The sequence below is a fragment of the Streptosporangium becharense genome, assembly GCF_014204985.1.
GTDB classification, from domain to species: domain Bacteria; phylum Actinomycetota; class Actinomycetes; order Streptosporangiales; family Streptosporangiaceae; genus Streptosporangium; species Streptosporangium becharense.
This window is the reverse complement of the sequence record NZ_JACHMP010000001.1, coordinates 6354965-6381768: the sequence shown is the minus strand read 5'-3', so window position 1 is coordinate 6381768 and position 26804 is coordinate 6354965. Positions and strand designations below refer to the sequence as shown.

The following is a 26804-nucleotide window of genomic DNA, read 5'->3' as shown; positions in this document are numbered from 1 at the left end:
TGTGGCCGCCACCCCGGTGACAACGCACGATTCTCTACACGACATATTTCTACATGTCAGAATCCAAGAAGATCTCTTCGGCACTGGAACCGGCGAGGACCGGCGGGACGGAGACCCACCGGCCGGACCCGCCGCTGACCGGACGGCCCACGGACTCGGAGTGCCCCATGAGCGACCACCCGGACGACACCGCGCGCGACCGCCGGACCCGCGGTTTGGAGATCATGAGACAGGTGTACGGCAGGGACCAGGCCAAGGACGGCCCCGGTGACTTCTTCGGCCTGACCGTCGAGCACCTGTTCGCCGAGGTCTGGTCCAGGGACGCGCTCTCCATGCGCGACCGGCGCATGCTCCTGCTGGGTCTCCTCGTCGGCCAGGGCATGGACGACGCGGTGGAGCTCCAGCTGGACGCCGCACTGCGGACCGGTGACCTCACCCCCGACGAGCTGCGCGAGGTGGTCGTCTTCCTCACCTACTACGCCGGGTGGCCGCGGGGTTCCAGGCTCAACGGCCAGGTCGAGGAGCTCATCGCCCGCGTCATGGACGCCTAGCGCGCGACGGCGCGGCCCGCGGCGGCCGGACGGCGGGCCGCGGACGGCCCGGGACGGCGGGCCGCGGGGAGCCCGCCCACCGGGGCGTGCCGGGCCGGGCACGCCGGGCGGCGTGCCCGGCGGGAGCCCGCCCGGGCCGGACGCGCCGGGCGGTCGCGTCCCGGTGTCAGAGCCGCTCGACGTTGGGCCCGCGGCAGCGGTTGCGGGTGTCGAAGACGAAGGCGCTCTCCCGCTGCACGAGCCCGTAGTCGAAGCGGTCGTGGTCGGTGAGGATCACCACCGCGTCCGCCGCGGCGAGCTCCCGGGCCGTCGGCTCGACCATCTCGATGCCGGTGGGCAGCATCAGCCCGTCCACGTGCGGGTCGGCGGCGCACACGTCGGCGCCCAGCTTGCGCAGCGCCTTGACCACCTCGATCGCGGGCGACTCGCGGCAGTCGCCGGCGTTCTTCTTGTACGCCAGGCCCAGGGCGAGCACCCGGCTCCCGTTGACCGGTTTGCGGCGCCGGTTCAGCGCGAGGGACAGCCGGTGCACGACATGGTCCGGCATGTGGTCGTTGATGTCGTTGGCCAGTTCCACGAACTGGAAGTTGTGCCCCAGGCTCCGCTTGACCCGCCACGACAGGTACGACGGGTCGATGGGCAGGCAGTGCCCGCCGACGCCGGGCCCCGGGGTGAACCGCATGTAGCCGAACGGTTTGCTGGAGGCGGCGTCGATGGCCTCCCAGACGTCGATCCCGAGCTGCTGCGCGAAGATCGACAGCTCGTTCACCAGGGCGATGTTGACGTGCCTGAAGGTGTTCTCCAGGAGCTTGCACAGCTCGGCCACCTGGAGCGAGGAGACCGGGACGACCTCCTGCACGATCCGGCCGTAGAACTCCCGGACCCGGTCCAGGGACGCCTCGTCGATCCCGGAGACGACCTTCGGGGTGTTCTCCAGGCGCCAACGCGTGTTGCCCGGGTCGATGCGCTCGGGGCTGTAACCCAGGTGGAAGCCCTCGCACACCCGTAGCCCCGAGCCGTCCTCCAGCAGGGGCAGCAGATACTCCTCCGTGGTGCCGGGGTAGGTGGTGGACTCCAGGATCACCGTGGCGCCCTGGCGCAGCAGCGGGGCGACGGAGCGGCCCGCGGAGCCGATGTGGCTGAGGTCGGGCACGCCCTCGCGCAGGGGCGTCGGCACGGTTATCACGCAGACGTCGAAGGCGTCGGCGTCGGCGTAGTCGGTGCTCGCCAGGTAGCGGCCCGAGCGGTGGGCGACGGCCAGCATCTCGTCGCCGACGTCCTCGACGTAGGACTCCCCGGCGTTGAGCCGCTTGATCCGCCATCGGTCGACGTCGATCCCCACGACGTCGAAGCCGGCCGTGACCGCCCGCATCGCGAGGGGCAGGCCGACGTACCCCTGGCCCACCACGACCAGTTTCTCTCCCATATCAGGACCTCCGTCGCTTCGAGAGGAGAATACGAGCCGACTGTAAAAGCCCCGGGTTGGCGCATCGCCGTTCCGGCCGTTGTCCGGGCGTGTCGCGCGTCTCTCGGCCGGAAAGGCAGCGAAACGAAATCGAAGCCGGCACAGATAACTCCCCTCCACCCCCACACACCCTCAAATCCTTGTAAATCCACACATATACCTTTTATCAGTAAATAGCCCACAGAAGTAGCGGCGCGGAGACATGGACAGGCAAGCGGCCCCGGATGCCGAGCCGGACGAGAGCCCGACAAGCAGCACGGACACCGATTTAATGCCGAAAAGTAAGTAATATTTGGAAGTACCGGCTAGTAAATTCTCTCCCACTCGCACATCAAGAGACCTCTTTCTTGATCGCGCATACGCTCCCGCACACCGGCCTTCACGGCACAGTCGTCAGCGGGCGACGTGACGCCCGAAACGGCGTGACGACATCCCGGCGAATTCCCTCGCCGCCCATTTTCACCGGTCCCTTGTGATTTGTACGACAAGTCATACGAAGACCGCAGAAACGTCAATGATCATCTATGACGGGAGACAGGCGACGGACCCTGCCGGGCGCCTGCGAACGCACAAGAAAAGTAAGGAGTTGTGTCGCATGCACAGACCCGTTCGCGACGCGCTCGACAGAGCGGCCGGGACGGCCGCACCCACGACCGACGCCGGACGTTCCCGGAGCCTTCCGCTCTCCCGGCGTCTTCCCTCCCGCCCGCGACGCGCCGGCCGCGCCTGGCTGCGGGTGTCCATGACCGCCGTCCTGATGGCGGGTGCGCTCGCGGGCACCGCGGGCACGACGGGCACGGCGTACGCGGTCGATCCGGTGGACCTCGGCGACGCCGCGTCGTTCGCGGTGCTGGCCGGGACCTCGGTGACGAACGTGAACTCCACCACGGTCACCGGGAACCTCGGGGTGAGCCCGGGGGCCTCGGTCTCCGGCTTCCCGCCCGGCATCGTCTCGGGAGGCGGCATCCACGCGGGCAACGCCACCGCCGCGGCGGCCAAGGCCGACGCGGTCGCCGCCTACGACGACGCCGCCGGACGCACGCCCACCGGCAACATCGCCGCCCAGCTGGGCGGTACGACCAGGGGGCCGGGCGTCTACACCTCGGTCAACGGCACCTTCTCCATCAACGGCACCCTCCGCCTCGACGCTCAGGGCGACCCGGACGCCGTCTTCATCTTCCAGGCCTCCAGCCTGAACGTGGCGAACGTCGGCAACATCAGCCTCCTGCGCGGCGCCCAGGCCGACAACCTCTTCTGGCAGATCGACGGATCCGCCACCCTGGGCACGTACGCCACCTTCCGCGGCAACCTCCTCGCCGACGACTCCGTCTCGGTGGGCTTCGGCGCCACCGCCGCGGGCCGCCTGATGGCCCTCGACGGCACGCTCTCCATCCAGGGCACCAACAGCATCCCGGCCACCCGCCTCCACCTGCCGGACGACCCGCCGACCACTACGACCCTGACCTCCTCGACCAACCCCGCCTGGAGGGGTGACCCGGTCACCCTGACGGCCACGGTGCAGCCGGTCACCGGCTCACTCGTGCCCGCCGGCGAGGTGGTCTTCAAGGACGGCTCCACCGTCCTGGGCTCGGCCCTGCACAACGCCTCGGGCCCGGCCCGGATCACGATCGACGACCTGGGGCCGGGTCCGCACCAGCTCACCGCCGTCTACCTCGGGGGTGACACCTTCGACCACGAGGCCGTGATCCACTTCGCGCCGAGCACGTCGCCCCCCGTCGAGCAGAACATGTCCGACAGCCTGTGGGACAAGGCGGCGACACCCGCCGTCGCGTCGCAGCCCGACGCCCAGGCGATCACCGTCGGCGTCAAGTTCCGGGCGACGACGAGCGGCACCGTCACCGCAGTCCGCTTCTACAAGGGGACACAGAACACCGGCACCCACACCGGCAGCCTGTGGACGAGCACCGGCCAGCTCCTGGCCAACGCCGTCTTCACCGACGAGACCGCCTCCGGCTGGCAGCAGGTGAACTTCTCGACGCCGGTGGCGATCGCCGCCGGCACCACCTACGTGGCCTCGTACCACACCACGTCCGGCTACTACTCCACGACCAGGCCCTACTTCACCGCGCAGCGGACCAACGGTCCGCTCGTCGCCCCCACCTCCGCCGCCTCGGGCGGCAACGGCGTGTACACCTACGGGGCGACGAACTCCTTCCCGTCCACCTCCTACCAGACGACGAACTACTGGGTCGACGTGGTGTTCACCCCGACGAACAGCCTCTGGGACGAGGTCGCGGTGCCGGCCATCGTGTCGTACCCCGACGACCAGCCGATCACCGTCGGCGTCAAGTTCAGGACGACGGTGAACGGGAAGGTGAGCGGCATCCGGTTCTACAAGGGGCCGCAGAACACCGGCCAGCACGTCGCGACCCTGTGGGCCAGCAACGGCCAGCTCCTGGCCGAAGCCGACTTCACCAACGAGACCGCTTCGGGCTGGCAGCAGGTGAACTTCCCGGCACCGGTCAACGTCACCGCCAACACCACCTACGTGGCCTCGTACCACACCACGTCCGGCTACTACTCGGTGACCCGGCCCTACTTCACGTCCCAGTACGCCAACGGCTCCCTGGTCGCCCTCGCCGACGGCGTCCAGGGTGTCAACGGCGTCTACCGGTACAACGCGAACAACATCTTCCCGTCGCTCGGCTTCCAGGCGACGAACTACTGGGTGGACCCGATCTTCCACGAGAACTGACGCGGCCCGCCACGAGGAGGGCCGCCCCGGCCCGGTGACCCGCGCCTCGCACGGGTCACCGGGCCGGGTGCCCGCACCGCCGGTCACGGGGCCGGGGTGTTCCCGCCGTCCGTCGCGGACGGCGGGAACACCCCGGGATCCGGGGATCAGGACGCCCGCTCCCGGAGCGGGCGCCACCATTCCGGGTTGTCCCGGTACCACCGCACCACCCCGGCCAACCCCTCCTCGAAGCCGACCCGCGGCTCGTAGCCGAGGCCGCGCACCTTCGACCAGTCGACGGAGTAGCGGCGGTCGTGCCCGAGCCGGTCGGCCACCGGTTCGACCTCCTCCCACCCCCGACCGAGGGCGGTCAGCAGCCGCCCGGTCAGCTCGCGGTTGGTCAGCTCCACGCCGCCGCCGATGTTGTACACCTCACCCGGTGAGCCCTTCTCCAGCACCGTCTGGACGCCCCGGCAGTGGTCGTCCACGTGCAGCCAGTCGCGCACGTTGAGCCCGTCACCGTAGAGCGGCACCTTCCGCCCGTCGAGGAGGTTGGTGACGAAGAGCGGGATGAGCTTCTCGGGGTACTGGTAGGGGCCGTAGTTGTTGGAGCAGCGGGTCACCCGCACGTCGAGCCCGTGGGTCCGGTGGTAGGCGCGGCAGAGCAGGTCGCCCCCGGCCTTGGCCGCCGAGTAGGGCGAGTTCGGCAGCAGCGGCTCGTCCTCGTCCCACGCCCCCTCCTCGATGGAGCCGTACACCTCGTCGGTGGAGACCTGGACGACCGTGCCGGTCCCGCCCTCCAGCGCGGCCTGCAGGATCCGCTGGGTGCCCAGCACGTTCGTCGTCACGAAGTCGCCCGCGCCGGTGATGGACCGGTCGACGTGGCTCTCGGCCGCGAAGTTCACCACCGCGTCGTGCCCGGGGACGACGTCGGCGAGCAGCCGCGCGTCGGTGACGTCGCCGTGGACGAACGTGTAGCCGGGATGCCCGTCCACCGGGGCGAGGTTGGCGAGGTTGCCCGCGTAGGTGAGCTTGTCCAGGACCGTCAGCCGGACGTCCTCGTACCCGGGCAGGGAGCCGAGCAGCAGGGACCGGACGTAGTGGGACCCGATGAAACCGGCGCCGCCGGTGACGAGGATTCTCACGCGCGCACCTGGATCCTGCTGTGGTCGCCCACCATGAGCTGGTGGGTGTTGGCCACGCCGTTCGCCCGGCTGACCTCGACGTTGCGTCCGATGAGGGAGTGCGCGACCCGGGAGACGCCCTGGACCGAGGAGCCGTCCAGCACGATGGAGTACTCGATCTCGGCGTTCTCGATCAGGCATCCGGAGCCGATCGAGGTGAAGGGGCCGACGTAGGAGGAGAGGATCTTGGTGTTCGCGCCGATCACGATCGGCCCGCGCAGGACGGAGTTCTCCACCACCGCGCCCGGCTCGACGACGACCCGCCCGCTGATCTCACTCAGGCCGTCCACCGTCCCCCTGATGTCGGGTTCGACCCGTTCCAGGACGATCCGGTTGCACTCCAGCATGTCCTGGAGGCGGCCGGTGTCCTTCCAGTAGCCGCTGACGAGGTGCGAGTGGACGCGGGAGCCGTTGCCGATGAGCCAGGCGATGGCGTCGGTGATCTCCAGTTCGCCGCGGGCGGACGGCGTGACGGCTCGGACCGCCTCGTGGACGGCCGGGGAGAAGATGTAGACCCCGACGATCGCCAGGTCGCTGCGCGGGTGTTCCGGCTTCTCCTGGAGCCCGACGATCTCACCCCCCGGGCCGAGCTCGGCCACCCCGTAGAACTGCGGTTCGGCGACCCTGGTGAGCAGGATCTGCGCGTCGTAGTCGGCCCGCTCGAAGGCCTCGACCAGGTCGGTGATACCGCCCACCAGGAAGTTGTCGCCCAGGTACATCACGAACGGCTCGTCGGCGAGGAAGTCGCGGGCGATCAGCACGCAGTGGGCGAGGCCGAGCGGCGCCTGCTGGCGGATGTAGGTGACGTCGAGGCCGAACCGCGAGCCGTCGCCGACGGCCGCGCGCACCTCGTCGGCGGTGTCGCCGACGACCATGCCGACGCTGGTGATCCCCGCGTCGCGGATCGCCTCCAGCCCGTAGAAGAGCACGGGTTTGTTGGCGACGGGAACCAGCTGTTTGGCCGAGGTATGGGTCAGCGGACGGAGTCTCGTCCCCTTCCCCCCGGTCAGAACGAGTGCCTTCACGCTTTTCGGATCCTTCCGCGAGGAACATCCGGCCATGCCGGCCGGCCCGACCGCCCGATTTTATGCGGGGCCCCTTCCGGGGGCCTTCCGCCGCTCGGACGGCTTGGCGAAGAGCGTGCGGCGCGTTTCCCTTATCGGGGGTTCTCCCGGTGGCGCCGGAGTGTTCCCCGGCCGGTTTCCGGCGGCTTCCGCGACCGTCCCGCCGTGTTCTCCCTCCCCTTTTCAGCGCTTGCCGCGGTCGCGGAACGTCCAGGTCCGGTGGATCGCGTAGGTCAGCGGGGGGCTCGCGATTATTATCAGGCCCTGCGCCACCATGACCGGAATTCCCACCAATTCCACCAGAAGCGGGAGGCCGGCCAGCGAGGCCCCCAGGAAACTCAGGCAGACCAGGTAGAAGCGCAGGTAGCCGCGGATCCAGGACTCTCCGGAGGAGCGGAAGACCACCAGCCTGTACCACGGGTAGACGATCACCACGGTCATGAAATTGCAGACCACGACCAGGAAAAGATAAGGGATGGAATCACCGGCCACCGCAAGTCCGAGACCAAGGAGACAGTAATAGACGACGGCCGTCGCGGCACCGGACATCAGGTATGTGATGCGGTGTCCGCCAAGAACCGAGATCACGGCACGACGCCTGGAATATGAATCGGCGCCGCGCTTGACTCGGCTTTCCACTTCAACCATGTTACGGTCACTCCGAATCGTGATCACTGGGGTGGCGGCGAATGGTGACATTCGGCCGTGGAAACGATCGGGGGGATTTATGTCGGTGTCGGTGGTCATTCCGTGTTACCGCTCCGCGCGGACCCTTCCTGAGCTGGTGACCAGGCTGGTGCCCGTGCTGCGCGAGGCGTCCGCCCGCCACGAGGTGATCCTCGTGGTCGACGGCAGCCCCGATGACACCTGGGAGACGGCCGCCGACCTCGCCCGGCGGTTCGACGCCGTCCGGGCGGTCCGCCTGTCCCGCAACTACGGTCAGCACAACGCGCTGGCCGCCGGGATCAGGGAGGCGCGCTCGGAGGTGGTCGTCACGATGGACGACGACCTTCAGCACCCGCCGGAGCAGATCCCCCTGCTGCTGGCCGCCCTGGAGGGCGACCGCCTGGACCTGGTCTACGGGGTCCCGCACGAGGAGGAGCACGGGTTCCTGCGCAGCCTCGCGTCCCGCTCGGTGAAGGCGGGCCTGGCCGGTGCGCTGGGCGTCCGCGGTGCCCGCGCGATCAGCGCCTTCCGGGCGTTCCGGACGCGGCTGCGCGACGGGTTCGAGGAGCTGACGGGGCCGCACGTGTCGATCGACGTGGCCCTGTCGTGGGCCACGTCGCGGGTGGGCTCGGTCAGGGTGCACATGGACGAGCGGGGCAGCGGGCGGTCGAACTACACCCCGCGCCTGCTGGTCCGGCACACGGTGAACATGCTCGTCGGCTACAGCACGGCCCCGCTGCGCGCGGCCAGCTACCTCGGGTTCGCGGCCGGTGTCGTCGGCCTGGTGCTGGGCGCCGTGGTGCTGTGGCGCTTCGCCGCGGGCGACACCACGGTGGCCGGGTTCACCACCGTCGCCTCGATGGTCGCGCTGTTCTCCTCGGCCCAGTTGATGTCCATCGGCATCCTCGGCGAGTACGTCGGCCGCGTCCACGGCAACAACATGGGCCGGCCGGCCTACGTGGTGTGCGAACGCGCCGGGTCGCCGGACGACGCCGTCCCCAGGGACCACGGCGCTAGCGTTCCCCGGCGAGCGGGAGCGGGTCACGGCCGTGCGCGCGCGGGAGCGGGCTCCGCACCAGATGAACGGTGAGCAGCGTCTGCACCGGCTCGAACCCGTACCTCGCCCATGCCCGTTGAACCCGCGTGTTGTGCCCCTGGGTGGAGATGACGACCTCCGTCGCTCCACGCGCGAGCGCGCGTTCCTCCACCGCCCGCAGCAGGTGGGCGTACAGGCCGCGTCCCTGCAGCCCGGGGACCACCCCGGCGAGCAGGATCTCGGTGCGCGGCCCCTCGTCCTCCAGGGTGGCCAGACCGGCCAGGCGTGGCCGCCCCTCCCCCGCCTCCCGGTGCTCCAGCGTCAGGCAGCCGCCCCCGGCGGCGGCGCGCGACGCCCACTCCTGGTAGCCCGCCAGCGCCGCCGCCGGATCGAGAAGCGGGTTGGCCAGGTAGTGGTTGCCGTACGCGGCGAAGACGGCGGCGACCAGCTCGCGCACCTCGGCGGGGGCGGGCGGCCCGCTCACCGACAGCTCGGGCACGGGCTCGGGCGCCCGTCCCGCCCCGGCGGGCAGCCGCCAGTACACCAGGGAGTCGGCGAACACGGCGGTCCCGCCGAGCCCGGTCAGCCCGGCGAACCAGCCGACGTGCTCGGCCGGGTAGCGGAGCACGACGACGTCCGCGGCCGACTCCAGCACCGCCGCCCCGACCTCGGCGAACGACGCCCCCGACCCGGCCGGGACGGTGACGCGCTCCACCGTCAGGCCGAACCTGGCCGACTCCAGCGGTGACGCCACGGCGCGGACGTCCCGCGCCTCGGTCACGTCCTGCCACGACATCAGCTCACCTCGCAGACCGGCGGGACCCCGGTCACCCTGTCACGGCGCATCAGCGCACCTCGTAGGCCAGCACGGCCTCGATCACCCGCGCCACGCCGGCCTCGTCCAGACCGGCGAAGAGCGGCAGCCGGACGAGACGGTCGGCGACCTCCTCGGTGACCGGGCAGCCGCCCGGCGCGACCCGCCCCAGCCGCACGCCGGCGGGTGCGGAGTGCAGGGGCTGGTAGTGGAACGCCGCCTGCACGCCCCGGGCGGCGAGGTGGTGGATGAACGCCTGGCGGTTGTCCAGGTCGGGCAGGAGCAGGTAGTACAGGTGGGCCGGGTGTTCGCAGCCGTCGGGGACCGCCGGCCGGCGCACCCCGTTCCGCGCGGCCCAGCCGGCCAGTCCCTCGTGGTAGGCCCGCCACACCGAACGGCGCCGCGACTGGATCGTCTCGAAGTCCTCCAGCTGGGACGTCAGCTGCGCGGCGAGCACGTCGGACGGCAGGTAGCTGGAGCCGATGTCGACCCACCGGTACTTGTCCACCTGCCCCCGGAAGAACCGGCCGCGGTCGGTGCCCTTCTCCCGGATGATCTCGGCGCGGGCGGCCAGGTCGGCGTCGTTCAGCAGCAGCGCGCCGCCCTCCCCACACTGCACGTTCTTCGTCCCGTGGAAGCTCTGCGCGGCCATCCGGCCGAACGACCCGAGCGGCCTCCCCCGGTAGGAGCCGCCCAGGCCGTGCGCGTTGTCCTCGACGAGCGCGAGGCCGTGCCGGTCGCAGATCTCGGTGATCGTCTCCATCTCGCAGGCCACGCCCGCGTAGTGGACGACCACGACGGCCCGGGTGCGGTCGGTGACGGCGGCCTCCAGCAGCCGCTCGTCCAGGTTGAGGGTGTCGGGTCGGCAGTCGGCGAAGACGGGGACCGCGCCGCGCAGCGCGTAGGCGTTGGCCGTCGACATGAAGGTGAACGACGGCACGATGACCTCGTCCCCGGGCCGCAGGTCGAGCAGGATCGCCGACATCTCCAGCGCGTGGGTGCAGGAGGTGGTCAGCAGCACCCTGCGGGCTCCGGTGATGCCGCCGAGCAGCTCGGCGGCCCGCGCGGTGAACGGGCCGTCCCCGCAGGTGGATCCCTGGCGCAGGGCCTGGGCGAGGTAGTCCAGCTCGTTGCCGGAGACGTACGTCCGGTTGAAGGGAATGGTCGTCAGATCGGTGACAGTCACCGCCGCAGTGAAACAGCGCGCGGGGCGGCGGGCGGGCGCGGCGCCGCCGCCTCTTGGCGAACCATTGCGCAAACCTTACGTCCCTTACGTCACGCCCGCTCCCACGCAACACGGCCGGCCGGCCCGCCCCGCGGTCGCACCGGACCCGCGGTCGCACCGGTACCGCGGAGCACGTCACGCCGGATCGGGGAGAAGCCGGTAGACGGCGTAGTCGCCGGCGCGGAACCGGAACTCCGCGAGGCCGGCGAGGCGTGGGCTCACCTCGCCGCGGTGCTCGTCGGCGAGGAGCCAGCGCACGCCGTGGCGCTCGTACAGGGTGCGCAGCACGCCGGGCTCGGGCGTGCGGAACGCCGCGTCGTTGAGCCGGAGCAGTCCGGCGTCCCAGAACGGCAGGCGTTCGGTGAGCAGACCCGGCCGCCACCTGCTCATGTTCGCCGCGGTGTACGTCCAGCCCTCGACCAGTACGCGCCGCTCGGACAGCGCGGTCACCCAGAGGTGGCGGCTGTCGCACGGGTCCTCCCGGCCCCAGCGGCAGTGCGCGTTGGTCGCGACCAGGTCGTCCGGGTCCGAGTGAGCGCGCAGCCAGCGTCCGGCGGCCAGGATCCCGTCGGGGATCACCGGTGCCGGCGCCGCCCCGGCGGGAACGGAGGCGGGGACGGAGGCGGGGACGGAGGCGGGGACAGGGACCCGCGCACCGGTCCCCGCCGGGGCCCCCGGCAGGGCGGGAGGAGCACCTGCGGGGGTGCGGCCGGGGACGACGGGAGGCGCGGCGGGGGCGACGGCGATGGGGCGGGCGCCGGTGACGGCGTCCGCGGCGGACAGGACGCGCGCGTGCCAGTACGCGGGCAGGCCGACGACCGAGGCGGCGACGACCAGCAGGGCCGCGGCGCGGACGGGTCGCAGCCGGACGGCCAGGACCGCGCCCGCCACGGCGGCGACGGCCAGCAGCGCGAGGTAGGGCCGGTAGAGCAGCCCGCCGTCCTGCCCGGGGGCCAGCGGGATCCGCACCCCGCACAGGACGGGGATCACGTAGGCGGCGGCCAGCCCGGCGACGGCCGCACCCGCCACGGCCCGCGGCGGCGTGCCGGCCCTCCGCAGCAGGGCGAGGATCCCGCAGGCCGCCGCGGTCGCCAGGTAGGGGTAGGCCCCCCACAGGAAGAACAACTGGCTGCGTCCCGGGTGCCCGAGCAGCAGGACCGCGCCGAGACCCGCCCCGCCCATGCCGAGCAGCAGCACCGTCGCCGGCCGGATGAGCAGCTTCGGCCGGGCGAGCAGCCCGAGGATTCCCGACCAGGCGACCAGCCAGCACAGCAGGCAGACGGAGGTGAGTCCCAGCAGCATGCCCACCGGGGGTTCGGTCCCACCGGCCGCGCCGGTCAGCTCCCGCCACAGGATCCGCACGAAGGACAGCGGGTCGGCGAGCAACCCCTGCTGCGCGCGGCCGAACAGCACGAACTGCGCGAACAGCAGGCACGCCGCGGTCATTCCGAGTGCGACGAGCGTGGCGCCGGACGGCCGACGCCGGCGGACCAGCTCGACAGCGGCCACCGCCGCGAGCCCGGCACCCAGCAGCGGCAGGTAGGTCGCCTTGGCGCCGGTGACCGCCAGGAGCAGGACGGCCAGCAGGAGCAGGTTCCCCGGGCGCCACCGCCGCCGGCCGAAGAGGTCGGCGACGAGCAGGACGACCGGGGCGAACAACAGGGCACCCAACGTCTGGGTGGGGCTGGTCCACGCGGTGTCCGGCACGCCGCCCCAGGTGAACACCCCGTTGGTGCCGAGGTACAGGCTCGGTGCCCCGGCCAGGACGGTCCCGACGACTGTGATCGCCGCGCCGGCCCACGAACCGGTGAGGCGGCGTCCCGTCATGCCGGTCAGCACGACGAGTGCGGCCAGCATGGGCAGCATGCCCAACCGGAACAGCAGCACCAGCGGCTCCACCCCGGTCGTCCAGCTCGCCGCCGCCAGGTGCGCGTAGACGAACCAGTGGTACAGCAGGGGCTCCCCGGCGACCGCGGGAACGGTGGGCGGCACATGGTGGCGCAGCTCGCCCACCAGCGCCAGGTGGAACGGCATGTCGGGTGCCGCCGTGCCGAGCGCCGGCCAGGTGAGGGCGTGGGTGCCGAAGAAGCGGACGGCGCTCCAGGCCACCAGGAACACCACGACGAGTGAGGCGCCCCATGACCACCACGCCGGTGTGGCGACCACCGGGCCGCCCCGCCAGTGCCGGCGCAGCCGGGGGACGGCCAGGAAGAGAGCGCAGGTGCCGACCGGCCACGCCGCGACGAGCGCCGGCGCCCCGAGAGCGCGCGCGGCGAGGTAGCAGAAGATCTCCACCGCGTAGCCCAGTGTCACGCCGAGCGCGATCTCCTCGGCGCGGGTGCGCGTCCCCGAGTACAGGGCACGGATCAGCAGCACGCCGGGCAGGGCGAGGCCGGCGACGACGTACCCGCCGAAGACGGCCGTCTCGGCGGCGGAGACGCCGTACCGGTGCAGCACGGCGGCGGTGCAGACCACCGCGAGGGCGGCCGGCAGCCACCTCCACAGCGCCGTTCGCCACCCTCCTCCGGGTTCGCCGCGGGGTGCGGGACCGTCCTGTGGTGCGGCGGTCGCGGGGGCGAGGCGGCCCGGCTCGGACCACCGGGCGGGCGAGGCTGTGTCCATGCGCGCAAGCCTGGTGAAACGGCCGCCCGGCGCCTCCCGGGACGCCGGAGCGCGGCCGTTTCTTGGCGCCGCGTTGTGCCGCCCGGGAGGGACGGGCCCGTTTCCGCACGGTCCCGTGGGCCGAGCATGATCGCCGGCGGGTGCGCCGCCCGAGCGGAATCGGCGTTACGCCCGCCCTGTAGGGAAATCGCCCCTCTTCGTGTGTGACGGGGGCCGGGTGACAAGCGTCGTTATATTTCGCTTGCTCCCGTGATCTTCATCATCGGCCGGGAGTTCGCCGGGATCGCGTCGGGGGTCGCACTATGGCAAAAGACGAAAGAAAAGCCTGCTCAGGATGGAGGCGGGCGTTCCGCCGCACCCCGCTCGCGGGGGTGGCCGTCCTAGCCGCGGCGGGCCTGCTCGGTCCCGGTCAGCTGCCGCGGGACCTCACCGGGGGCATCACCGCGGGCACGGCCGAGGCGGCGGCCGGACGGGCCGCGCTGGCCTGCCCGGCGGAGTCCGTCATCTGCCAGGAGAACAGCCTGCCCGGTAACCCGCCCAGCGAGTGGGACATCCCCGGCGCGGGCAGCCCCGACATCCTGGGCTACACGGCACAGATGAGTGTGAACGTGGGCCAGACCGTCGACTTCAAGGTGAACACGCCGGCGTCCGACTACCGGGTGGACATCTACCGCATCGGCTACTACGGCGGCATGGGCGCCCGCAAGATCACAACGGTCGAGCCGTCCGTCCCACTGCCCCAGGAACAGGCCGCCTGCCGGCGGGAGGCCGAGACCGGGCTGGTCGACTGCGGCACCTGGGCGGTGTCGGCCTCCTGGGCGGTGCCGGCCGACGCCGTCTCCGGCGTCTACAGCGCGAAGCTGGTCCGCGAGGACGGCGTCGCGGGAGCCAGCCAGATCCTCTTCGTCGTCCGGGACGACGCCCGCAACGCCGACCTGCTCTTCCAGACCTCCGACGCCACCTGGCAGGCGTACAACACCTACGGCGGCAACAGCCTCTACTCCGGCAGTCCCGCCGGACGCGCCTTCAAGGTCAGCTACAACCGGCCCGTCCTCACCCGCGCGGGCACCATCGGCGGCTCGCGGGAGAGCTACTTCTTCAACTCCGAGTACCCCATGGTCCGGTGGCTGGAGGCCAACGGCTACGACGTCTCCTACACCTCCAACATCGACACCGCGAGCCGGCCGGCGCAGCTGCTCGGGCACCGGGCGTTCCTGTCCGTCGGCCACGACGAGTACTGGTCGCGGGAGATGCGGGAGAACGCCGAGGCCGCCCGCGACTCCGGGGTCAACATGGCCTTCTTCTCGGCGAACGAGGTCTTCTGGAAGACCCGCTGGGAGAACAGCATCGATGACCAGAACACCCCGTTCCGGACGCTCGTCTGCTACAAGGAGACGCTGGCGAACGCCAAGATCGACCCGAGCCCGCAGTGGACCGGCACCTGGCGCGACCCGCGTTTCGTCCCTCCCCCGGAGGGCGGCAGGCCGGAGAACGCGCTGACCGGCACCCTGTTCCGGATCAACGGAACGGTCGCCGACGCCATGGTCGTCTCCTCCGAGTTCGCCCCCATGCGGCTGTGGCGCTACACGTCGGTGGCGAACCTCCAGCCGGGCGAGACGGCGGTCTTCCCCTCCGGGATCCTCGGCTACGAGTGGGACGAGGCGCCCGACACCGAGTTCTCGCCACCGGGCCTGGTGCGCTACTCCAGGACGGTGATCGGCAGGATGACACGGTACCTGCTGAACTTCGGCAACGCCTACGGCCCCGGGGTCGCCACGCACAACCTGTCGCTGTACAAGCACTCCAGCGGCGCGATCGTCTTCGGCACGGGCACCACGCAGTGGTCGTGGGCGCTCGACCCCGTCCACGACCGGGCCGGCATGCCCACCGACATCCGGGCCCAGCAGGCGACGGTCAACATCTTCGCCGACATGGGGGCACAGCCGGCCACCCTGCAGCCGGGCCTGATCCCGGCGAGCGCGTCGCCCGACACCTCCCGCCCGGCCTCGGTGATCGACACCCCGTCGCCGAACGCGTCCGTGCCGAGCGGGACGACCATCTCGGTCGAGGGCACCGCGAACGACACCGGCGGCGGCGTGGTCGCCGCCGTCGAGGTCTCCTTCGACGGCGGCAACCGCTGGTTCCAGGCCAAGGGCCGCACCAGGTGGCAGTACAGCTGGACGACCGGCGCCGCGGGACAGGTGACGATCATGTCCCGGGCGGTCGACGACAGCGGGAACGTCCAGGGCACCCCGAACGAGCGGATCGTCACCGTCGTCGCCGCCTGCCCCTGCACCCTGTGGCCGGCCTCCACCACCCCGGCCCTCGCCTCCGGCGGTGACCCCGCTGCGGTCGAGGTGGGGGTGAAGTTCCAGGCCACCCGGCCGGGCCACATCAGCGGGATCAGGTTCTACAAGGGCGTGCAGAACACCGGGACGCACGTCGGCAACCTGTGGACCGCCTCGGGTCAGCTGCTGGCGACGGCGACGTTCACCAATGAGACGGCGAGCGGCTGGCAGCAGGTGAACTTCGCCACGCCCGTCCCGGTGAGCTCCGACACCACCTACGTCGCCTCCTACCACGCGCCGAACGGCAACTACTCGATCACGAGGCCCTACTTCACCAGGAGCCACGGAAGCGGGGTGCTCACCGCACCCTCCAGCGGCTCCTCCGGGGGCAACGGCGTGTACCGCTACGGCGCCGCGAGCGGCTTCCCCACCGCCAGCTTCAAGTCCACCAACTACTGGGTCGACGTGGTCTTCACCCCGTCGAGCACCCTCTGGGACGACACGGACGAACCCGCGATCGAGGACACCGGCGACACCCGGGCGACCGTGGTCGGCCTGAAATTCCAGGCGATCGCCGACGGCGTCGTCACCGGGGTCCGCTTCTACAAGGCCCCGCTGAACACCGGCCCGCACGTCGGCAGTCTGTGGACCGCCGGAGGCCAGCTGCTGCGGAGCGCGACCGCCGTCGGCGAGACCGCCTCCGGCTGGCAGCAGGTGAACTTCGACACCCCGGTGCCGGTCACCGCCGGCACCACCTACGTCGCCTCGTACCACATGAAGTCGGGGAGGTACTCGGCGACGAGGCCGTACTTCACCGCACGGTACGTCCGCGACCCGCTGCTGGCGCTGGCGGACGGCGAGCAGGGCGGCAACGGCGTGTACCGCTACAGCTCGTCCAACGCCTTCCCCACCAACACCTACCAGTCCACCAACTACTGGGTCGACGTGTTGTTTAACCGCAACCCGAGCTGATCGAGCGACTCCGGCCGGCCGTCACCGCGACGGCCGGCCGGGCGAAAGGAGCAGACATGAGAGGAACGGGCACACTGCCGCCCATGAGCGTCTCCGTCGTCGTCCGCAACAGCGTGCGGCCCGGCTACCTGCCGGTCATGGCGCGCAAGGCCCTGCGGCGGCTCCGCGCCGGGTACGGGCGGGAGACGAGGGCGGCCACCGCGTGGGCGGCGAGCCGGGCCGAGGACCTGCACGCGTGGGGGGAGCGCGTCGATGAGGCCCTGTGGCGGGAGAGCGTGGAGTTCGCGCGGTCGCTCGCCGCGTCGGCGCGGCCCCGAGTGGAGGAGCTCCGGGCGTCCGGCGTCGACCTGGGCGGCCCGGCCGGGATCGAGCTGCTGTACCTGCTGACGCGGGTCCTGCGGCCGGCGACCGCGCTGGAGACCGGCGTGGCCGCCGGCTGGTCCACCGCGGCCGTCCTCGCCGCGATACGGACGAACGGGAGCGGCCGCCTGCACTCCAGCGACTTCCCGTTCTTCCGCATCCCCGACCCCGAGCGGTACATCGGCTACGTCGTGCCCGAGGAGCTGAAGGAGCCGTGGACCCTGCGCACCAGGGGTGACCGGCGCAACCTGGAGGAGATCCTGCTCCCGGGGACCGAGGTGGACCTGGTCCACTACGACTCCGACAAGAGCCGCCAGGGCAGGGAGTTCTTCATCCGCAGGACGGCGCCGCACCTGACCTGCGGCCACGTCTTCGTCATGGACGACATCCAGGACGACCTGGTCTTCCGGGAGTACGCGGAGCGGCAGCCGCACTTCCGGGTCTTCGAGTACCAGGGCAAGTACGTCGGTGTCACCGGGCCGGGCCTCCGCCTGGCCGAGGAGGCGGGCGGCGGGTGACCCCGGAGGGTGGACCCCGGAGGGTGCGACCGCCCGGTCCCGCCCGTCATGCGTGTCCTGCCGTGCTCTCCCGTGCTCTCCCGTGCTCTCCCGTGCTCTCCCGTGCCGCCCGCACCCGCTCACCGCCCGGCCCCCGTCATCGGGGCCGGCCGGGCGGTCGCCCCGCGTGCCCGCAACGCCCGTACCACCCGTGACAAGGCCCCGCAAAGGACTGGCAAGAAGATCACCGCCACGGTACGTCAACACCCGTGCGCGGCCCTCCCGGTCGTCAGGCTTGCGGCCATGGCCGAAGCTCCGCCCTCTCCGCATTCCGCGCCGAGCCCCCTCGCATCCGTGCGGGGGGCTCCGCCGGACGGGCTCCCGTCCCGGGAAGCCCCCTCCACCCACCCGGTCCGGGGACGCCTCGTCCGGTGGCTGCCCGCGGCGTCCGTCGCCGCCCTCACCGTGCCGGTGCTGCTCCGTTACGGCGTCTCGCCCAGGGACCTCGCCCTCTTCTGCGCTCACCTCGCCCTGGGGGTCGCACTGCCCGGGGTGCTGCTGGTCAGAGCCCTGTACGGTCGCGCGCGGACACCCGCCGAGGAGATCGCGCTCGGCGTGGTCACCGGCTACGCCCTGGAGGTGTTCGCCTACGTCGCGGCCCGCGCCGCCGGGGCACCGTTGCTCGTCACCGCGTGGCCGGTCGCCACCTACGCCGTGTTCCTGGCGGTCCCGCGGCTGCGCCGGCACTGGCGGAGCCAGACGCACCGCCTGCCCTCGGACCGGGCACCGGCATGGTGGCCGTGGGCGATCGCGCTGGTCGTCGCCTACCTCGTGGTGTGGAGCGCCGTCAACTTCTTCCGGACCCAGGCCCTGACCTGGCCCGCGCTGGGGACGTCGTTCGTCGACGTACCGTTCCACCTGGCGCTGGTGGGCGAGCTGCGCCACCACGTGCCGCCCACCGTGCCGACGGTCGCCGGGGAGCCCCTGGTCTACCACTGGTTCGTCTACGCGCACCTGGCGGCGGTGAGCTGGACGACCGGGGTGGAGCCGCTGGTGCTGCTGCTGCGCCTGGGCGTGCTGCCCATGCTGGCCGCGCTCGCCGTCCTGCTCGCCGCGGCGGGCAGGCGCGTCACGGGCTCGTGGCCGGGAGCACTGATCGGCCTGGTGAGCACGGTCCTGGTCACCGCCCCCAACCTCTTCCTCGGCACGGTGCCGGGGGTGTTCACCTGGAAGACCGTCCAGTCGTGGTCGAGCCCGACGCAGACCTTCGGCGCGATGTTCTTCGCGGCGATCGTCGTGGTCCTCCTCGACCTCCTCGACCGGCGGCGGCGCGGCTGGCACGTCTGGCTGCTGCTGGGGGTCCTCCTGGTGGCGGTCATGGGCGCCAAGGCCACCTATCTGCCGCTGCTCACCGCCGGCCTGGTGGCGGTGGCCGCGGTCCAGGGGTTGTGGTGGCTGCGTCCGCCGAAGGCCGCGCTCGGCGCGCTCGCGATGACCGCGGCGTGCCTGGTCTTCGCCCAGGTCGTGCTCTTCGGCGGTGCCCGGCAGGGGATCGTCGTCGACCCGTTGTCCATCATGCGGGAGAGCTTCACCCACCTGACCGGCGTGACCGGCGAGGTGCCGGCGACGGCGGCGCTCGGCGTCACCCTGCTGTGCCTGCTGTGCGCCGCGATCACCTGGTGCGGCGTCCTCGGGCTGCCCAGCCGCCCGCGGACGCTGCTGCGGCCCGGGGTGCTGCTCGCGCTCGGCATGGGCGTGGCGGGCCTGGGAGCCGCGCTGCTGCTGGGCCACCCCCACCTTTCGCAGGGCTACTTCCTTCAGGCGCCTCATCCCTACCTGGCGATGGCGGCGGCCGGCGGGCTGGTCGCGGTGGTGCGACGGGCCCGGGTGCCGCTGCGCGCGGTGGCGGGCGCGGTGGTCGCCGGGGTGGTGGCCGTCTACCTGATCCGGGTGCTGTGCGGCGTCGCGGTTCCCCTGGAGCCCGGCCGGTCGAGCATCGCGCTGTACCTGCCGTACCTGGCGCTGGCCGCCGTCGTCGCGCTGGCCGTCGTCGCGCTGCGCGCCGCGGGCCAGAACGGGCTGCGGACCTGGGCTCTGGTGGTCTGCCTGGTCACGGCCGCCGGCACGCCGGCCGCCTGGGCCACCCGCGTGCTGCCCGGCACCTACCGGCTGCCCACGGGGCAGGTGCAGGACGCGAACGGGACGCCGCCCGCCGAGGCGGTCCCCGCGGGCGCCCTGGCCGCAGGGCGGTGGCTGCGCGCCAACTCCGGCCCGGACGACCTGGTCGCCACGAACCTGCACTGCCGCCTGGGGTACACCGACCCGTGCGACGGCCGCGAGTTCTGGGTGGCGGCGCTGACCGAGAGGCGCGTGCTCGTCGAGAGCTGGACCTACACGGCGGCGAACATGGACAGCTGGCGGACCGGCCAGGTGGCGGAGAACCTGCCGTTCTGGGATCCCGAACGGCTCCGGGCGAACGACACGGTGTTCCGGGCACCCTCGGCCGAGGCGGTGCGGCGGCTACGGGACGACCACGGGGTGCGCTGGCTGTTCGTGAACGAGCGCCTGGCGGGCACGAGCCCGGACCTGGGTGCCTTCGCGACGCTCGGCTACCGTTCCGGCGACTGCGCCGTCTACCGGTTGCGCTGACCCGCCGGACGCCCATGACGGCCCGGGGCCCGGCCTCCCGGTGGAGACCGGGCCCCGGCGGCGTCAGAGGCCGTAGCCGTACCTGTGCAGGTGACCGATGAGGGAACGGTTCAGCAGCGCGAGCTGGCCGGGGGTGAGGTCCTTGCGGAACGCCTCGGCGCGTCCCTCGGAGAACGTCCGGCGGGCCAGGTCACGCTCGAAGTCGGCGGTCCAGGCGAGCCCGAGGAAGTCCAGGATCACGTCCATGTGCTTGCGCGGGTTGGTCAGCAGGTCCTCGTAGCGCACCTCCAGCCAGTGGTCGTCCGGGACCGCCGCCCGCGCGACCTCGTAGGCGTCCATCATGATCTTCCAGCCGATCCCGGCCAGGTGCGCCAGGCACCGCCCGCCGTCGTCCCATTCCTGCGCGTAGTGGTCGGGCAGCGGGCCGAACCGCCAGCCCGCCGGTCCGAGGTGCCCGCGCCACCAGGGCATCTGGTTCAGCGAGTTGGCCACCGCTCGCCCGTCCCGCACGATGTGCACGAACCTGGCCTCGGGGAAGACCTCGCGCAGGAAGGCCGCGCGCGGCCAGCCGGTGAACTTGTGGGTGAAGTGCCGCTGTTCCCCGGCCGCCCGCCTGTCGAAGAACCTCCTCAGCCGCGCCGCCAGCCACGGGGTGGCGTCCGCGGCGGTCAGGTCCCGGAAGGGGTCGGTGATCACGGGAGAGACCTCGCGGCTGAGCGCCGCGTACGCCTCCGAGGGCCCGAAGCGCGTGCCGTTCCTCGTCGCCAGACCCGGCGGGACCCGGCGGTAGATCGCGCCGGCGTTCCGGCGCACCGGGCCCGGAGTCAGCGGCCAGCGGTTGTCCAGGCCGGAGACGAACCCCACGTGCGGGTGGCGGGCGAGCACCTCGTAGACGAGCGTCGAGCCACAGCGTCCGGTTCCGATGAGAAAGCTGCGCACACAGCCTCCTTACTGAAGATAAGACGAAACACCTGGAGATATACCGACATAGAACTCCAGTTCGAGTGAGTCGAGCCGGGTATCACAGCGTGTTCGGTCAGGATTGGTTGAGATCGACGGTAAGGCCAACGGTGACATTGGTGTTGGAGGCCGGGCACGGGCCGTGTCGCCCCGCCGCGGGTGCCGACCCGGCCCACCGGTAATGCCAGGGGCACGAGTGCACAATGTCTTGTGTCCACGGTCTTGCGGCTCCGGAGCGCCGCCACCGCTGCGGGCTTCCGGCTCGCGATGATGACGCGGATGAACATGAGAATTCTGCTCACGCCGGGAGCATCCGCACGGCCGTCGGCCGCGCGCCGCGGGATGCGCGCAGGTGCCGCCCGTGCCCTGCCGCCGGCCGGCGGGGGACGACGCCTGCGCGGAGGCGCGCCGTGACCACCGCCAGCCCGGGGAACACCGCGAGCCCAGAGAGCACCGGGAACACCGGAAGCACCGGAAGCACCGGAAGCACCGGAAGCACCGGAAGCAGGCTGCACGTCTGTGAAGTGATCAAGACGCTGGACGTCGGAGGCGCGGAGGTCCTGCTCGTCGAGCGGCTACTGGCCGCGCCTCCCGGAGCCAAGCGCTACACGGTCGTGTGCATGCGCTCGTCCACCGACGGGCTCGTGCGACGGCTGCGGCAGGCGGGCATAGCCGTCGTCGACCTCACCGCGTGCCCGCCCGCGCTCCGCCTCCCGTCGCTCGTGCGGGTCGTCAGGCGGCTCCGGCCCGACGTCCTCAACGTCCACTCCCCTCTCCCCGCGTCGTTGCTGCGGCCGGTGTCGCGGTTCTGGAGGCCCCGGCCCGCGCTGGTCTCCACCGTGCACAACGTGCGCTACCGGGTGCCCACGATGCTGCTCGACCGTTCCACCGCGTGGCTGGACGCCCGGACCGTGGCCGTGTCGCCGCAGGTCGCCCGCGCCTTCACCGGCCGGGGCACCCGCGGCCTGGCCACCCGGATCCACGGTGTCGACGTCGCGCGGCAGCGTCTGCTGGCCGCGGAGCCGGAGCGGATCAGGCGAGAATGGAACGTTCCCGACTCGGCCTTCCTCATCGTGCACGTGGCCAACTTCCGCCCGCAGAAGAACCACGCCCTGCTCGTCGAGGCGGCGGCCAGGGTGGTCCGCGACGACCCGCGCGCCGTGTTCCTGCTCGCCGGGTCCGGTCCCCTGCACGACGAGACGGCGCGCCGCGTCGCGGCCCTGCGGTCGGACGCCGTGCGCTTCCTCGGGAGCGTGCCGGACGCGGCACGCCTGATCGCCTCCGCCGACCTCCTGGTGCTCAGCTCCTCCTACGAGGGGTTGCCCGTCGTCGTCATGGAGGCGCTCGCCGCGGGCGTGCCGGTGGTGTCCACCGCCGTCGGCGGGGTGCCGGATCTGGTCGAGGACGGCCGGAACGGCCTGCTGACCACACCCGGCGACGCCGGCGCGCTCGCCGAGGGCATCCTGCGCGCGATGCGGCCCGAGGTCCATGAACGCCTGCGCCGGGGAGCCCGGGACGGGGCGGACCTGGTGGACATCGGCCGGACGGCGGCGTGGTTCGACAGCCTGTACGACGAGATCTGCCCGTAGCCGGTCTCCGGACCCGATGACCGGCCTTCGGACCCGGTGACCGGATCTCCAGAAGCGGTGGCCGGTCTTCGGACGCCGAGCCGACGAGGCGTCGCCTCGCCGGCTCGGTGTCCGGCACACGCCGCACGGCGGGCACCCTCGGTAAGATCACGAAAGCGGAAGGTGGGAACGTGGAAGGTTCCGCCATGGTGACGAGAGACCCCGCCCGGGTCCGGCGCGTCGCCTTTCTCATCGGGCACCTGGGGATGGGCGGCACCCAGCGGCAACTGTCCCTGCTCGCACGGACGCTGCGCGGCAGAGGTGTCGAGGTCCACGTGCTGCTCCTGTCGCGGGGCGGGCCGCACGAGGCGGAACTGCGCGCCGCCGGGGTCGAGGTCCACCTTCTCGACTTCGCCCGTCGGCCGTCGCGCCTGCGGACGGCGGCCGGGAACGCGCGCGCCTTCGCACGCCTCGTCGGCCTTTTGCGGCGCCTGCGGCCCGACGTGCTGCACGCCTTCCTGCGCGAGGGGTACCTGCTCGGTGTGCCCGCCGCCCGGCTGGCCGGGGTTCCGGCCGTGGTGGCGGGGCGGCGCAACCAGAGCCGGCTGGAACGGCGGCGCCGGGTGCTCCTGCCTCTGGACAGGACCGTGACCCTGCTCACCGACCACGTCACCGTCAACGCGGCGGCGCTGGCACGGGACGCCCACGCGACCGACGGCGTGCCGGACCGCAAGCTGAGCGTGATCTACAACGCCCTCCCCGCCTCGGCGTTCGACCCGGCCGAACCGGCGCGGATCGACACCGCACTCCCCGTGGTGGTGTGCGTCGCACGCCTGAGCCCGGAGAAGGGGCACCGCGTCCTCGTCGAGGCCGCCGCCGGCCTCCTCCGGAGGGGGCGGCCGTGCACGTTCGTGCTCGTCGGCGACGGCCCGGAACGCGCCGCTCTGGAGAGGCTGGCGGGCGACTCCGGGGCGGACGTCCGCTTCGCGGGTGCCCGGACCGACGTCGGGGCGTTCCTCGCCCGCGCGGACGTGGTGGTCCTGGCCTCCCTGTCCGAGGGACTGAGCAACGCGGTCATGGAGGCGATGGCCGCGGGCCGGCCCATCGTCGCCACCTCGGTCGGCGGCACCGCGGAACTCCTGGAGGGCCGCGGGGTGCTCGTCCCCGCCTCGGACCCGCACGCCCTGGCCGACGGGATCGCCCGGTTGCTGGACGATCCCGGCCTCGCCGCGGCCCTGGGGGACGCGGCGTCCGCCTGGACGCGGAAGAACCTCGGCCTGGACGTCATGGTCGACGAGCACCTCACCCTGTACGGCCGGCTCGTGGCGGCCCGCCGCTCCCCGCGCGCGGAGGACCGCCGTGCTCGGTAACCGTGACGGCGAGGCCCCGGCGCCCGCGGCATACGCCCCGGTTCCACCTCCGGAGGCCGCGGCGGGCTTCCCCGTTCCTCCCCCTCCGCAACCCGCGGCGGAGCCGGAGCAGGCCCCGGAGCCGGGATCCGCCGCGAGACCGCCGGGACCCGCCGCGGAGCCGGTATCGGCGGACGCACCGGGAGAACGGTCCGCGGCGAGCGTGGTCGCCAGGAGCGTGGCGAGCCGGACGGCCCGGCTGCTGCTCGCGACGGTGACGGGCCTGCTGATCGCGCGCATCCTCCAGCCCGAGGGGCGGGGAACCTACGCGGTCATCGCGACCGCGGCGTCGATGGCCATGGTCCTGGGGCACCTCTCCGTCGAGAGGTCGCAGATCGCGCTGTGGGCGGACCCGGCTCGGCGTCGTGCCCTCGCCTCGAACAGCCTGGTGCTCGGTCTCGTCCTGGGTGCGCTGACCGCGCTGGCCGGGGTCGCGATGACGGTCCTCGGCCTCCTTCCCACCGCCTCCCCGCTGATGGTCCTGGCGCTGCTCGCCGTCCCGTTCGGCGTCGCGGCCATCAACCTCAACGGCATCGCGCTGCTGCGTTCGCAGGCGGACGTCGTCAACCGCGGCGCGCTGGCCGCCGCGGCGACCCAGTGCCTGCCCCTGCTGGTGCTCATCGCGCTCGGCGACCTCACGGTGACGGGCGTCGTGGTGTGCTGGACGGTCTCCATCACCGTCCCGTTCCTTCTCCTGCTGTGGGCGTTGCGTCCGCTGTCTCCGCGCTGCGAGCTCCGGCTCGCGCGCCGGCAGCTGGCCATCGGCGGCCGATACCACGCCGGACGGGTGGCCTTCCACTTCCTGACGACCGTCGACATCCTGCTCCTCGACGTCCTGGACTCCGCGGCGGCGGCCGGGATCTACACGGTCGCCGTCACGGTGCTGGCACTGACCCGCATCCCGGCCGACGCGATCGCGCAGGTCGCGCTCCCCCGCCAGGCCTGCGCCGACACGCGCGACGCGGAGCGGGTCACGGTCCGCACGCTCCGCCTCAACCTCCTCGTCTCCTCGGTCCTCATCGGAACGCTCGCCGCCGCCTCCCCCGTGCTGGTCCCGCTGGTCTACGGGGACTCCTTCACCGGCAGCGTCGTCCCCCTGCTGGTGCTGGCTCCGGGGGCGGTCGCGTTCGCCATGATCCGGCTGGTCGAGCAGCACCTGGTACGGCTTGAGCGGCCGATCGCCATGACCGCGATCGCGGTCGGCGCGCTGGCCGCGAACGTCCTGCTCAACCTGGCGCTGATCCCCCGCTGGGGTGCGGCGGGCGCCTCCCTGGCGTCCACCGTGACCTACATCCCGATGGCCGTCCTGGAGATCGCCTGGTTCGCCCGCTCGGCGGGGATGCCGATGCGGGCGTTCCTGCCGCGCGCCGGGGACGTGCGCCTGGTGGCGGCGCGGCTGGCGACTCTCAAGGCGCGGCGGCGGCCGGGGCGGTGACGGGGGTGCCCGGGGCGGGGGTGCCCGGGGCGGGGGTGCCGGGGGCGGTGACGGCGGGCTGCCCGGCGAACCGGCGGGCGCCGCGCCGCGCGCCGGTCCACCCGACCGCGGCGAGCAGGCTGACGACCAGCACGATCGGAATGCGCTGACGGAAGATCAGGCCGATGTTCGCCATGGTCGTCGCGTAGGCGACCGTGCTCGGCACGATGAACAGCAGTAGGAGCAGCAGCATCCGCCGGTCGTGCCGCCACAGCCGCCGGGCGCCGACCACCGCCCAGTAGAAGAGGAAGTACAGCAGCAGCACCTCGATCTTGCCGAGCTGGAGCGTCGTGCTGCCGGGCGTCCAGGGGAACGGGGAGAGCAGGGTGTAGAGGATCTTGGGCCCGAGCCGGCTCCAGGGGTTGCCGCCGTCGTCGAAGAGCACACCCGACTCCCCCTCGGCGTTGGAGACGCGGACGTTGCTCGCCTGCCCGCGCTCCAGCTCCTCCTGCATGGTCGCGATGGGTCCGCTGCTCAGCGTGTCGTCGAGCTGGACCGCGGCGGCCGTCAGCAGTACGAGGGAGAAGACCACGAGGCGCAGGGACACCGCGCGGTTCGGCTTGATCACCCCGAAGAGCAGCGGCAGCGCGCACATGAACACCATGTAGGGACGCACGTACCACAGTGCCCAGAGCAGCGGGACGAGCGCGAGCACCTTGCGGACGTCGAAGCGCTGCGCGTTCGAGGCGGCCAGCCACAGGCAGATCAGGACGAGGAAGGCGTTGAAACCGTCCTTGAACGTGTCGGAGGTGTGCACGAGCAGCGTGGGGAGGAACGCGGTGAACACCAGCAGCCGCAGGGCCGACCGCTCGTCGGCGCCCACGAGGCGGGCGAACTTGTACAGCACCGTGCACAGCCCGCAGGCGAGGAGCGCGACGACCGCGGCGCAGGCCAGCGGGGCCGGGCCGCCGCACAGGTAGACGACGAGCGCGAAGACGTGGCACGGGCCGGCCGCCGAGTAGAGGGACGGGATCTCCTCCGCGGTGACGAACCCGAACCCCTCGCTCCGCCAGTAGGCCACGATCTCCAGGGCTCTCAGCTCATAGGCGAAATTGTCTCCGCCGTAATCGATGACGCCGCCGCGCAACAGCAGGACGTGCACCACCAGCCGGGCTGCGAACGCGAGGACGAGCACCGGGAGGACCCGCCATGTCAACCGCGTCTCGAAGCTCGCGTGAACAAGCAGAATGAGAATGAGCGCCGATACGGCGACGACGACGTACTCCATGGAATTTCACCTTAGTAGGCTGCGCCACCGCGGAAATCCGCAGCTCTCCAGATGCCTCACGGTGAGACTTTCACACG

18 protein-coding genes are annotated in these 26804 nt (G+C 72.1%); 9 read left to right on the top strand and 9 right to left on the bottom strand.

Annotated features, from left to right (window positions below; all coding sequences use genetic code 11):
* Positions 1-167 precede the first annotated feature (167 nt).
* The gene (locus F4562_RS27890) at positions 168-551 is read left to right on the top strand and encodes a carboxymuconolactone decarboxylase family protein (RefSeq protein ID WP_184541486.1); all 384 of its coding nucleotides are present in this window, start codon (positions 168-170) and stop codon (positions 549-551) included.
* 166 nt (positions 552-717) lie between these two features.
* Here F4562_RS27890 and F4562_RS27885 read toward each other — a convergent pair whose 3' ends face one another.
* Complete coding sequence (locus F4562_RS27885; protein WP_184541487.1) at positions 718-1977, bottom strand: nucleotide sugar dehydrogenase; 1260 nt, start codon at positions 1975-1977, stop codon at positions 718-720.
* 634 nt (positions 1978-2611) lie between these two features.
* Here F4562_RS27885 and F4562_RS27880 point away from each other — a divergent pair.
* Positions 2612-4732 carry a DUF4082 domain-containing protein gene (locus F4562_RS27880; RefSeq protein ID WP_184541488.1) on the top strand — a complete coding sequence of 707 codons (2121 nt, stop codon included), beginning with the start codon at positions 2612-2614 and terminating at the stop codon, positions 4730-4732.
* A gap of 146 nt (positions 4733-4878) precedes the next feature.
* Here the strand turns inward: F4562_RS27880 and rfbB are convergent, their stop codons facing one another.
* The 3 genes from rfbB to F4562_RS27865 all read right to left on the bottom strand — a co-directional run bounded on the left by rfbB (position 4879) and on the right by F4562_RS27865 (position 7706).
* Entirely contained in the window at positions 4879-5856 is a 978-nt protein-coding gene (gene rfbB / locus F4562_RS27875) for a dTDP-glucose 4,6-dehydratase (protein ID WP_184541489.1), read from the bottom strand.
* Entirely contained in the window at positions 5853-6920 is a 1068-nt protein-coding gene (locus tag F4562_RS35365; RefSeq protein ID WP_184541490.1) for a glucose-1-phosphate thymidylyltransferase, read from the bottom strand. Before F4562_RS35365 ends, rfbB begins: the two co-directional genes overlap by 4 nt.
* Positions 6921-7142: 222 nt before the next feature.
* Positions 7143-7706, bottom strand: coding sequence for a GtrA family protein (locus F4562_RS27865; RefSeq protein ID WP_184541491.1), 564 nt, complete (start codon positions 7704-7706; stop codon positions 7143-7145).
* Between F4562_RS27865 and F4562_RS27860 the strand changes: the two genes are divergently transcribed.
* Positions 7687-8715, top strand: coding sequence for a glycosyltransferase family 2 protein (locus F4562_RS27860; protein WP_184541492.1), 1029 nt, complete (start codon positions 7687-7689; stop codon positions 8713-8715). The two genes, F4562_RS27865 and F4562_RS27860, sit on opposite strands and share 20 nt — an antisense overlap.
* On the opposite strand, the gene F4562_RS27855 is transcribed toward F4562_RS27860, so the two are convergent.
* The 3 genes from F4562_RS27855 to F4562_RS27845 all read right to left on the bottom strand — a co-directional run bounded on the left by F4562_RS27855 (position 8639) and on the right by F4562_RS27845 (position 13322).
* Positions 8639-9457: a GNAT family N-acetyltransferase gene (locus F4562_RS27855; protein WP_184541493.1), complete on the bottom strand. Its 819-nt coding sequence runs from the start codon at positions 9455-9457 to the stop codon at positions 8639-8641. The genes F4562_RS27860 and F4562_RS27855 overlap by 77 nt on opposite strands.
* 49 nt (positions 9458-9506) lie before the next feature.
* Positions 9507-10661 (bottom strand): dTDP-4-amino-4,6-dideoxygalactose transaminase, encoded by a 1155-nt coding sequence (rffA, locus tag F4562_RS27850; RefSeq protein WP_221206930.1) that lies wholly within the window; start codon positions 10659-10661, stop codon positions 9507-9509.
* A gap of 174 nt (positions 10662-10835) precedes the next feature.
* Positions 10836-13322, bottom strand: a complete 2487-nt coding sequence (locus F4562_RS27845; protein WP_184541494.1) for a hypothetical protein — start codon at positions 13320-13322, stop codon at positions 10836-10838.
* A 371-nt stretch (positions 13323-13693) separates the two neighbouring features.
* Here F4562_RS27845 and F4562_RS36485 point away from each other — a divergent pair, with 371 nt between their 5' ends.
* The 3 genes from F4562_RS36485 to F4562_RS27830 all read left to right on the top strand — a co-directional run bounded on the left by F4562_RS36485 (position 13694) and on the right by F4562_RS27830 (position 20088).
* A complete protein-coding gene (locus tag F4562_RS36485) occupies positions 13694-16582 on the top strand; it encodes a DUF4082 domain-containing protein (RefSeq protein WP_184541495.1) in 2889 nt (962 codons plus the stop codon).
* Positions 16583-16638: 56 nt separating this feature from the next.
* Entirely contained in the window at positions 16639-17460 is an 822-nt protein-coding gene (locus tag F4562_RS27835) for a class I SAM-dependent methyltransferase (RefSeq protein ID WP_184541496.1), read from the top strand.
* 333 nt (positions 17461-17793) lie between these two features.
* Positions 17794-20088, top strand: a complete 2295-nt coding sequence (locus F4562_RS27830; protein WP_184541497.1) for a hypothetical protein — start codon at positions 17794-17796, stop codon at positions 20086-20088.
* A gap of 63 nt (positions 20089-20151) precedes the next feature.
* Here F4562_RS27830 and F4562_RS27825 read toward each other — a convergent pair whose 3' ends face one another.
* Positions 20152-21027: a sulfotransferase family protein gene (locus F4562_RS27825; protein ID WP_184541498.1), complete on the bottom strand. Its 876-nt coding sequence runs from the start codon at positions 21025-21027 to the stop codon at positions 20152-20154.
* A gap of 545 nt (positions 21028-21572) precedes the next feature.
* On the opposite strand from F4562_RS27825, the gene F4562_RS27820 reads away from it, so the two are divergent.
* From F4562_RS27820 to F4562_RS27810, 3 genes are all read left to right on the top strand, one after another.
* Positions 21573-22637 carry a glycosyltransferase gene (locus F4562_RS27820; protein WP_184541499.1) on the top strand — a complete coding sequence of 355 codons (1065 nt, stop codon included), beginning with the start codon at positions 21573-21575 and terminating at the stop codon, positions 22635-22637.
* Between the two features lie 185 nt (positions 22638-22822).
* Complete coding sequence (locus F4562_RS27815) at positions 22823-23986, top strand: glycosyltransferase (RefSeq protein WP_184541500.1); 1164 nt, start codon at positions 22823-22825, stop codon at positions 23984-23986.
* Positions 23987-24203: 217 nt separating this feature from the next.
* Positions 24204-25460: a lipopolysaccharide biosynthesis protein gene (locus F4562_RS27810; RefSeq protein WP_184541501.1), complete on the top strand. Its 1257-nt coding sequence runs from the start codon at positions 24204-24206 to the stop codon at positions 25458-25460.
* Here the strand turns inward: F4562_RS27810 and F4562_RS27805 are convergent.
* A complete protein-coding gene (locus tag F4562_RS27805; RefSeq protein ID WP_184541502.1) occupies positions 25432-26727 on the bottom strand; it encodes a hypothetical protein in 1296 nt (431 codons plus the stop codon). The two genes, F4562_RS27810 and F4562_RS27805, sit on opposite strands and share 29 nt — an antisense overlap.
* Positions 26728-26804: the final 77 nt, after the last annotated feature.